General features: G+C 72.2%; 10 protein-coding genes. 3 read left to right on the top strand and 7 right to left on the bottom strand.

All coding sequences use genetic code 11. The features are described from left to right. Window positions 1-89: 89 nt before the first annotated feature. Window positions 90-626: an acetolactate synthase small subunit gene (gene ilvN / locus EFL26_RS06030; protein WP_123221995.1), complete on the bottom strand. Its 537-nt coding sequence runs from the start codon at window positions 624-626 to the stop codon at window positions 90-92. Further along, window positions 626-2386, bottom strand: coding sequence for an acetolactate synthase large subunit (locus EFL26_RS06025; protein ID WP_123221994.1), 1761 nt, complete (start codon window positions 2384-2386; stop codon window positions 626-628). Before EFL26_RS06025 ends, ilvN begins: the two co-directional genes overlap by 1 nt. A 309-nt stretch (window positions 2387-2695) precedes the next feature. Between EFL26_RS06025 and EFL26_RS06020 the strand changes: the two genes are divergently transcribed. Continuing rightward, window positions 2696-3229, top strand: a complete 534-nt coding sequence (locus EFL26_RS06020) for a DUF6973 domain-containing protein (RefSeq protein WP_148046644.1) — start codon at window positions 2696-2698, stop codon at window positions 3227-3229. Here the strand turns inward: EFL26_RS06020 and EFL26_RS06015 are convergent. After that, entirely contained in the window at window positions 3144-3842 is a 699-nt protein-coding gene (locus tag EFL26_RS06015; protein ID WP_246000046.1) for a GNAT family N-acetyltransferase, read from the bottom strand. The two genes, EFL26_RS06020 and EFL26_RS06015, sit on opposite strands and share 86 nt — an antisense overlap. Before the next feature lie 148 nt (window positions 3843-3990). Between EFL26_RS06015 and EFL26_RS06010 the strand changes: the two genes are divergently transcribed. Next, window positions 3991-4449, top strand: a complete 459-nt coding sequence (locus tag EFL26_RS06010; protein WP_123221991.1) for a hypothetical protein — start codon at window positions 3991-3993, stop codon at window positions 4447-4449. 16 nt (window positions 4450-4465) lie between these two features. On the opposite strand, the gene EFL26_RS06005 is transcribed toward EFL26_RS06010, so the two are convergent. The 3 genes from EFL26_RS06005 to ilvD form a co-directional block, all read right to left on the bottom strand. After that, entirely contained in the window at window positions 4466-5512 is a 1047-nt protein-coding gene (locus EFL26_RS06005) for a hypothetical protein (RefSeq protein WP_123221990.1), read from the bottom strand. Window positions 5513-5610: 98 nt separating this feature from the next. Next, window positions 5611-6030: a VOC family protein gene (locus EFL26_RS06000; protein WP_123221989.1), complete on the bottom strand. Its 420-nt coding sequence runs from the start codon at window positions 6028-6030 to the stop codon at window positions 5611-5613. A gap of 41 nt (window positions 6031-6071) precedes the next feature. After that, window positions 6072-7748 (bottom strand): dihydroxy-acid dehydratase, encoded by a 1677-nt coding sequence (ilvD, locus tag EFL26_RS05995; protein WP_123221988.1) that lies wholly within the window; start codon window positions 7746-7748, stop codon window positions 6072-6074. Window positions 7749-7895: 147 nt separating this feature from the next. Between ilvD and EFL26_RS05990 the strand changes: the two genes are divergently transcribed. Next, window positions 7896-9521 (top strand): cyclic nucleotide-binding domain-containing protein, encoded by a 1626-nt coding sequence (locus EFL26_RS05990; protein ID WP_183408054.1) that lies wholly within the window; start codon window positions 7896-7898, stop codon window positions 9519-9521. 43 nt (window positions 9522-9564) lie between these two features. On the opposite strand, the gene EFL26_RS05985 is transcribed toward EFL26_RS05990, so the two are convergent. Continuing rightward, window positions 9565-9826, bottom strand: a 262-nt coding sequence (locus EFL26_RS05985; RefSeq protein ID WP_221176856.1) for an excalibur calcium-binding domain-containing protein, incomplete at its 5' end; no start/stop codon positions are given.

The following is a 9826-nucleotide window of genomic DNA, read 5'->3' as shown; positions in this document are numbered from 1 at the left end:
GTCGTCGTCGTAGAACATTTCAGCCACGGTGGGCTCTCCTTCTGGTTGCGGTGATCGCGTTGATTCTCGTACGTCGGGTGGGAAGGGCGTCAGCCGGCCTGCGGCACCGGCACGGGCACCGGCCGCAGCGTGCGCTCGGTGATCGAGCGGCCACCACGGCCGATCGCCACCAGGCCGGACTGGACGAGCTCACGGATGCCGAACGGCTCGATCACCTTGAGGAAGTCGGTGAGCTTGTCGGAGTTGCCGGTGACCTCGAGCGTGATCGCGTCGGTGGCGACATCGACCACGCGGGCCTTGAACAGCTGGACCACGTCGAGCACCTGGGAGCGGGTGTCCACGTCGGCACGCACCTTGACCAGCAGCAGCTCGCGCTCGATCGCCTCGCGCTCCTCGAGCTCGACGATCTTGATCACCTCGATCAGCTTGTTCAGCTGCTTGGTGACCTGCTCGAGCGGCGACTCCTCGACGTTGACCACGATCGTCATCCGCGAGATCTCGGGGTGCTCGGTCGGGCCGACGGCGAGGCTGTCGATGTTGAAGCCGCGGCGGCTGAACAGGCCCGCGATGCGAGCGAGCACGCCGGGCTTGTTCTCGACCAGGACGGACAGGGTGTGAACACTCATCAGAGGTCGTCCTCCTCGAACTCGGGGGCCAGGTCGCGGGCGTACTTGATGTCGTCGTTCGACGTGCCGGCCGCGACCATCGGCCACACCATCGCGTCGCGGTGGACCCGGAAGTCCACGACCACCGGGACGTCGTCGATCTCCATCGCCTTGTTGATCGTGGCGTCGACGTCGGCCGCGCTCTCGCAGGCCAGCCCGACCGCGCCGTACGCGTCGGCGAGCTTGACGAAGTCGGGCACGCGCTTGGACTGCAGGTCGGTGTTGCTGTAGCGGCCGCCGTAGAACAGCGTCTGCCACTGCCGCACCATGCCCAGCGACTCGTTGTTGATGATCGCGACCTTGATCGGGATGCCCTCGATCGTGCAGGTGGCGAGCTCCTGGTTGGTCATCTGGAAGCAGCCGTCGCCGTCGATCGCCCAGACCGTCGCGTCCGGACGGCCCACCTTGGCACCCATCGCGGCGGGCACGGCGAAGCCCATCGTGCCGAGGCCGCCCGAGTTGATCCAGGTGTTCGGGTGCTCGAAGCCCACGTAGTGCGTGGCCCACATCTGGTGCTGCCCGACGCCGGCGCAGTAGACCGACTCCGGGCCGGCGATCGCCCCGAGCCGCTCCAGGACGTACTGCGGCGCGAGGCCGCCGTCCTCGGGGGTGTCGTAGCCGAGCGGGTAGCGCTGCTTGACGCCGGAGAGGAACTTCACCCAACCCTCGTAGTCGCCGGCCGTGCCGGCGTCCTGCTCGGCCTGGAGGGCGACGATCAGGTCGGCGATCACCTCGCGGCAGTCACCGACGATCGGCACGTCGACGATGCGGTTCTTCCCGATCTCGGCCGGGTCGATGTCGGCGTGGATCACCTTCGCGCCGGGCGCGAACGAGTCGAGGTTGCCGGTCACCCGGTCGTCGAAGCGGGCACCGAGGCTGATGATCAGGTCGCTCTTCTGCAGGCCCGCGACCGCCGCGACCGTGCCGTGCATGCCGGGCATGCCCAGGTGCTGGGCGTGGCTGTCCGGGAAGGCACCACGCGCCATCAGCGTCGTGACCACGGGGATCCCGGTCATCTCGGCGAGGACGCGCAGCTCCCGGGAGGCACGGGCGCGGATCACGCCGCCGCCGACGTACAGGACAGGGCGGCGCGACTCGAGGATGAGCCGGGTCGCCTCGCGGATCTGCTTGACGTGCGGCCGGGTCACCGGTCGGTACCCCGGAAGGTTGATCTCGGTCGGCCAGGTGAACGTGGTCATCGCCTGCAGCGCCGACTTGGCCACGTCGACCAGCACCGGACCGGGCCGGCCGGTCGAGGCCAGGTAGAACGCCTCGGCGATCGTGCGCGGGATCTCGGCCGGGTCGGTGACCAGGAAGTTGTGCTTGGTGATCGGCATCGTGATGCCGCGGATGTCGGCCTCCTGGAAGGCGTCGGTGCCGATCATCGAGGCACCGACCTGGCCGGTCACGGCGACGAGCGGCACGGAGTCCATGTGCGCGTCGGCGAGCGGGGTGACCAGGTTGGTGGCACCCGGGCCGCTGGTCGCCATGCAGACGCCGACCTTGCCGGTGGCCGCGGCGTAGCCCTGCGCGGCGTGACCCGCGCCCTGCTCGTGACGGACGAGGATGTGCCGGATCTTCGAGTCGTAGAGCGGGTCGTACGCCGGGAGGATCGCGCCTCCGGGGATGCCGAAGATGTTCTCCGCGCCCGCGCTCTCGAGGGACTTGATCAGGCTCTGGGCCCCGGTGACCTGGGTCCCGGTCGCGCCCTGCTCAGTCATGCGCGTCCTCGCTTCGCTGCGGGCGCATGCCCGAGCGGCTCACAGCGCTGACCGCGCTCGCTGCGCTCGCTCATTGGCTTCCTCTTGCTCCTCGTTCCAACAAAAAACCCCTCGGCCGGGACGGCAGCGAGGGGCGGACGCGTGTGCGTAAAGGCGGGGTGGCCTCAGCTCACGCGTCGCGTGCGTACGAGAATCTCCAAACGCATGGGCTCATGATGCCCCTCGTGCCGCGGGGCACTCAACTCAGTGTGCCAGCGATCCCATCATCTGGGACAGCCATCTTGGATGCTGGCGTGCCACAGTGGAGGCGTGAGCCCCCGAGCCGCTCCTCCCGCCAGGCCCTTCCGGGCCGCTCTGCACGCGGCGACCGGGGCGCCTCGGCTGTACCGGGCCGCACGCCACGCCGGCGCCGGGCCGGTCGAGGCCGGGCGCGTGCTGCTGACCAGCGCCCAGGTGCTGCTGCTGGTGGCACCGCAGGCGGGTGGTGTGCCGGGACGGCAGAACGCCGTACGTCACTTCGTCTGGCAGGCCGCGCTCACCGCGCGCCACGGGTCGATGGTGGCCAGGGCCGTCGCGGCCGCGCAGGAGGAGGGCAGCGTCGACCCGCTCGACTCCGCGGCCGACCTGCGCAACAACGGCCTCGGCCAGTCCTACGGCGCCCAGCACGCGTCGAGGCTGGCTGCACTCCCCCTGCGGGCAGCCCTGCGCGAGCTGCTCGAGGTCGGCCTCGCCCGCTGGCGGGCCGGCGACCTTGCTGCTACCGGGCGGCGCGGAGGGGCGCGCGCTGCCCGCCGTCCTCGTCGTGGTTCGCGGGGTCGAGCCACTCCTCCAGCGCCGTCCTGATCGCCGGCCACTCGGCGTCAGTGATCGAGAACCACGCGGTGTCGCGGTTGCGGCCCTTGTAGACCAGCGCGTTGCGGAAGGTGCCCTCGTAGGTGAACCCGAGGCGGGCCGCGGCGCGGCGCGACGGCTCGTTGAGCGCGTCGCACTTCCACTCGTAGCGGCGGTAGCCGAGGTCGTCGAAGACGTGGCGCGCCATCAGGTACATCGCCTCGGTGGCCGCCGTGGTGCGCTGGAGCGCGGCGGCGTAGGCGATGCCACCCACCTCGACGGAGCCGTTCGCGGGGTCGGCCCGGAGGTACGACGCGATGCCCAGCGGCCGGCCGTCGGCCTGGCAGATCGCGTGCGGGAACCAGGTCGCCTCGTCGTGCAGGCTGCGCAGCCAGGCGTTCAGACCGGCCCGATCGGGGAACGGCCCGGCGGCGAGGTAGGTCCAGATGCTGTCCGGAGAGCGCAGCACCAGGGCGTCGTACAGGCCGTCGAGGTGGTGCGCCGCAACCGGCTCGACCCGGCTCCACCGGCCCTCCAGGTGCACGGGACTCACCGGCTCGCGCGGGCTCCACTCGACGGCCGGGCCGATCGGCTGGCCGAACTCGTTGCGCCGGGGTGCGTCCACGCGCGCATCGTAGGGCCGGCCGCGCGCCGGGCGCCTCGTCATTGTTCGGTAAGGGTACGTAAGACCCCCGTCATGGGATTCGGGTCCGCCGACCGCTTCGCTGGGTGGGAGCCGGCACCACGGTCGGCAACGATTCCCTGGAGGACTGATGAACCGCTTCACCCGCGCCGCCCTGATCGCCCTTCCCGCCGCCGCGTTCGCCGGCCTCGGCGTCACCGGACCGGCGCTGGCCGCCGGAGTCAGCGGCCCCGCCTTCTGGATCGACGGCGAGCTCTACCGGACCGTCGCGACGCCCACGGACTTCTCCGGCACCGGCGCTCCGCAGGGCACGTACGACGCGATCTACTCGTTCGCCGGCAACCAGCGCAACGTGGCCGAGGCCAAGCCCGGCGACCGCGACTTCAACGGCGGCCGCTGGCAGGTCCACCAGCTCACGTTCCCGAACGGGTACGCCGCGGCGCTCTCCACCGGCGACGTCAACGGCAACGGTCAGATCGACTCGACGGCCGAGCTCCAGCGGGCCTTCGACAACGGCACGGCCGTCGACACCGGCGTCATCCTGCGCACCTTCGAGTGCACGGTGAACAAGGTGCCCGCGAGCTGGTGACGCCGCAGCGCCCGGCCTACTGGAAGCTCACGAACGAGACGCGGGGGCGGATCGCGAGCACCTGGGCCGGGCGCATCCGGGGGACGTCCTCGTCGTAGAAGAGCTTGAAGCCGAGCGCGAACTGCTGCGGCCGCACGACGCGGCGGAAGGTCGCCATCTTCTCCGACGGAGTGCCGAAGCCGTCGACGTGCTGGACCAGCGCGAGGTGCGGCCGGTCGGCGACGCGCTCGACGTTCCGGATCATCTCGGGGCGGAACTGGTGCAGCATGAACACCTTCTCCGGCAGCCCGTTGCGCACGGTCAGGTCCTCGAGCCAGGCCGAGACGCGGTTGACCTCGGCCGCGCCGACCGAGCCGATCCGCCGGCCGGGCACGCCGTGCGGGCCCATCCGCCACTCGGGGTCGAGCGCGAGACCGACCCAAGGGTCCTTCAGGGCCCACGCCCAGGTCTTCGCGACGTCGAGGAAGTCCGCGCGGCCCGGCTGGAGGTCCAGCACCACGAGGATGCCGTGGCGGTGCGCCGCCTCGATGTACTGCCGGACCTGCGCCGCGCGGATGTTGGAGCTGTAGGTGCCGGCCGCGGTCGGACCGGCGTGCGCGACCGTGGCGATCAGCTCGAACACCGGCTGCACGGTCCGCCCGGTGCGGCCGAACGGCGCGGCGGCCCGCAGCAGGCGGGGCACGATCTGCTCGGGGCCCGCCTCCCCCAGGACGCCGAGCGCTCCGCTGCCGGCGGTGCCGTAGTAGGCGACCAGGAGGCGGTGGTCGGCGAAGATCCGGGTGCCTCCGCCCGGCAGCACCGCGCCGTCCGTGGGCGCCGGAGCAGGAGTGGGCGTGGGCGTCGGAGTCGGGGCAGGAAGCGTGGCACCAGGTGCCGGGCGGGCGTCACCCACCGCGCCGTCCGATCGCGCCGGGGCCGCCGGCGCCGCCACGCCGGCGGGCTCGCCGGAGGCGCGCGCGGGCTCGAGGTGCGCCGTCCCGCCGACCAGGGCCACGAACGCGGCCAGGGCCAGCAGGACGAGGAAGAGGTGGGGACCGTGGCGGTCGGCGGGCGGCGAGGACATCGCCGACAGGGTACGGGCGCCGGGTCGCCACTTCCGGGACGTCTCGTCGGCGCGCGGGTCGGCCGCCCGGCCGCACCGGCCCGTTCCGCCCGCGTGGCTCAGTCGGGCAGCACCAGCTCGCCGATCGGGCTCGGGTTGACCGCGATCTCCCAGCGGAACCCGTCGGGATCGGCGAAGTAGCCGGTGTAGCCGCCCCAGTCGCGACGCTCGGCCGCCGTCACGGGATCGGCTCCGGCGGCGCGTGCCACCTCGAGGACCGCGTCGACCTCGTCCTCGGTGCGCACGTTGTGGGCGATCGTGATCGGGACGATCCCCTCGCCGCGGCGTACCGGCCCGACCTCGGCCTCGAAACCGGCCTCGGCCCACAGCGACAGGACGAGGTGCTCCCCGGTGCGGATCATCAGCACCTCCCCCGGCACGAAGAGCTCGGGGGTCCAGCCGAGCCCGTCGACGTAGAAGGCGTGCGTGCGCTCGAGGTCGCGTACGGCGAGGGTGATGAAGCTGATCCGCTGGTCCATGGGCCCACCCTGCCCGACACGACGGACAGGATCGAGGACGGTCAGCCGCAGACCGCGCCGTGCGCGGCCGACTGCACCACCTTGGCGTACTTGCCGAGCACGCCGCGGGTGTACTTCGGCGGGTTGGGGACCCAGCCCTCCTGCCGTGCGGCGAGGTCGTCGATCTGCACCTCGAGGGTGCGGTTGGCGACGTCGAGCGTGATCGGGTCGCCGTCGCGGACGAACGCGATCGGGCCACCGTCGACCGCCTCGGGCGCGATGTGGCCGACGCAGAGGCCGGTGGTGCCGCCGGAGAAGCGACCGTCGGTGATCAGCAGGACGTCCTTGCCGAGACCGGCGCCCTTGATCGCACCGGTGATCGCGAGCATCTCGCGCATCCCGGGACCGCCCTTCGGGCCCTCGTACCGGATCACGACGACGTCGCCGGCGACGATCTTCCCCGCCTCGAGCGCGTCCATCGCGGCGCGCTCGCCGTCGAAGACGCGGGCGGTGCCGGTGAACACCGACTCGTCGAAGCCGGCCGACTTCACCACGGCACCCTCGGGCGCGAGCGAGCCCTTGAGGATCGTGATGCCCCCGGTCTTGTGGATCGGCTCGCTGAGCTTGCGGATCACGTCGCCGTCGACGGTCGCCGGGGCGAGCGCCTCGAGGTTCTCGGCCATGGTCCGTCCCGTGACCGTGAGGCAGTCACCGTGCATCAGCCCGGCGTCGAGCAGCGCCTTCATCACGACCGGGATGCCACCGACCTTGTCGACGTCGTTCATCACGTAGCGACCGAACGGCTTGAGGTCACCGAGGTGCGGGACCTTGTCGCCGATCCGGTTGAAGTCGTCGATGGTCAGGTCGACGTCGGCCTCGCGGGCGATCGCCAGCAGGTGGAGCACCGCGTTCGTCGAGCCGCCGAGCGCCATCACCACGGCGATGGCGTTCTCGAAGGCCTCGCGGGTCATGATCTGGCGCGCGGTGATGCCCTGGCGGAGCATGTTCACGACCGCCTCGCCCGAGCGGTGCGCGAACCCGTCGCGACGCCGGTCGACCGCCGGCGGTGCGGCGCTGCCGGGCAGCGACATCCCGAGCGCCTCGGCCACCGAGGCCATCGTGTTCGCGGTGTACATGCCGCCGCACGCACCCTCGCCGGGGCAGATCGCGCGCTCGATCTTGTCGACCTGCTCGCGGGTGATCTTGCCGGCCAGGCACGCGCCCACCGCCTCGAAGGCGTCGATGATCGTGACGTCCTGGCCGTCGACCTGGCCCGGCATGATCGACCCGGCGTACAGGAACACCGACGCGAGGTCGAGTCGGGCGGCGGCCATCAGCATGCCGGGCAGCGACTTGTCGCAGCCGGCGAGCAGCACCGACCCGTCGAGGCGCTCGGCCATCATCACGGTCTCGACGGAGTCGGCGATCACCTCGCGGCTGACCAGCGAGAAGTGCATGCCCTCGTGACCCATCGAGATGCCGTCGGAGACCGAGATCGTGCCGAACTCCAGCGGGTAGCCGCCGGCCGCGTGCACGCCGTTCTTGGCGGCCTTGGCCAGCCGGTCGAGGGAGAGGTTGCAGGGGGTGATCTCGTTCCAGCTGGAGGCGACCCCGATCTGCGGCTTCTCGAAGTCGGCGTCGCCCATCCCGACCGCGCGGAGCATGCCGCGGGCGGCGGCCTTCTCGAGGCCGTCGGTGACGTCGCGGCTGCGGGGCTTGAGGTCGGGGGTCTCCGTCATGGCGTCATTCTCCCTGACGCGCCAGGTACGTCGCCCGGGTGGGCCGGATGTCAGATGCGGGGCCGACGAACCCTGCCCACTTTCGCCGGCCGGGCTATGGTCAGGCGTGGCAGAGCGGGAGGACGCCGAACCGGGAAGGCGACCGCGGTGAGCGGGGGCGGCCTGGCGGCGCTGCGCCGGCCGGACATCCGCCGCCTCGAGCTCGGCTGGGGGATGTCCCTGGCGGGCACCTTCGGCTACACGGTCGCCATGCTCGCCTACGCGTACGCCGAGGGCGGGCCGACCCTGGTCGCGCTCTACGGCGTGGCCTCCACCGTTCCCGGGGCCCTCCTCACTCCCGTGCTGATGAGCCTGACCGACCGGGTCGGCGGTGCGACGATGCTCACCGCCACCACGGCCACTCGGACGCTCCTGGTCACGCTCGCCGGCGGGCTGGCCCTCGCGCACTTCCCGGCGTACGCCGTGGTGGGCCTCGTCGCGGCGGCGCACTCGCTCTCGGCGACCTTCCGGCCCACCCAGGCCACGCTGCTGCCCTGGCTCGCCCGCACGCCGGCCGAGCTCACGGCGGCAACGGTCACGGCCACCATGGCCGAGAACCTCGCCGCCCTGCTCGGCCCGATCCTGGCCGGCACCGTGCTGGCGCTCGCGGACGCCGCGACCGCCCTCCTCGTCTCGGCCGGCTGCCTGCTCCTGGCGAGCCTGAGCGTGCGCGGGCTGGACGACCCGCCGGCCGAGCGCGCCGCACATCAGCCTCGGCGGCAGGGGGTCCTCCGGGACGCTGCTGCCGGTGCCCTCGCCCTGATGCGGATCGGGAGGCCCGCAGGCATGGTGGTGCTGGCCTTCGCGCAGACCTTCGTCCGTGGGGCACTCCTCGTGCTGCTCGTCGTGCTCGCCCTGGACACGCTGAGCCTCGGGGACGACTCGATCGGCTGGCTGAACGCGGCGATCGGCCTCGGCGGCCTGGTCGGGGCCGCGGCGGCCTCGCGGCTGGTCGGCCTGCACAACCTCGGCCGGTGCTTCGTCGCGGGTGTGGCCGGCTGGGGCGTCGGCGTGCTCGCCCTGTCGGGAGCCCCCACGGGCGTGGTCGCGTTCGCGGCGCTGGTCCTCGTCGGCCTCGCGAACGCCTTTCAGGACGCGCCCGCGTTCATCCTGATGCCCCGGCTGCTCGGCCACGAGGTCGCCGGCCGGGCGCTGGGCGCGTTCGAGCTCGTCGTCATGGCCGGCATGGCCTCGGGCTCGCTGGTCGCACCGGCGCTGGCGGACCTGTGGGGCGTCCGCACGGCTCTCCTGGTGATCGGCTCGGCGCTCGTGGTGCTGGCCGTGGCCTATGCCGCTCCCTTCGCCTCCATCGACCGGGAGATGCCGCAAGCGGCACCGGAGGTGGCCCTGCTCCGTGAGGTCCCGGTGTTCGCCCCGCTGCCGCTCGTCGTCATGGAGCAGCTCGCGCTCGAGGTCGAGCAGCACCTCCACGGCGACGGCGAGACGGTGGTGCGGGAAGGCGAGCCGGGCGAGTGCTTCTACGTCGTCGTCGAGGGCCGGGCCGCCGTGTCGGTCGCGGGTGAGTCCCGTCCCGACCTCGGACCCGGGGACGGGTTCGGCGAGATCGCCCTGCTGCGCGGCGTACCGCGGACCGCGACCGTCACGGCTCGCGGTCCGCTGCGCCTGCTCAGCGTGCGGCGTGAGCAGTTCCTCCGCGACGTCTCGAGGAACGCGGTGAGCTCCGAGGAGGCCGAGGCCCTCGCCCGACGACGCCTGGCGAAAGACCCGCCCTAGGCAGGGGACCGAGCCGGACCGACGAGGCGCGCGCCGACGAGGGTCACCGCTTCTCGCAGGCGATGCCGTCCTTGTCGCGGTCGAGCCCCTTGTTCGCGTTCATCGCGGCCTTGTACAGCGCGGTGTCGTGCCGGAAGCTCGTCACCGGGGTGCCCGAGGTCGCGTCGTGCGCGGTCGCGCGCCCGACGCCGTGCGGCAGCCGGTGGTTCACGATCGTGCAGTTCTGCCACTGGTACGGGACGGTGGCCCTGCCCAGGATCGCGGAGTCGCCCAGGATCGCCGACTCGTCGAGGATCGCGGAGTGG

This window comes from Nocardioides pocheonensis, assembly GCF_003725535.1.
In the GTDB taxonomy this organism is placed as follows: Bacteria; Actinomycetota; Actinomycetes; order Propionibacteriales; family Nocardioidaceae; genus Marmoricola; species Marmoricola pocheonensis.
This window is presented reverse-complemented; position numbering and strand designations above follow the sequence as displayed.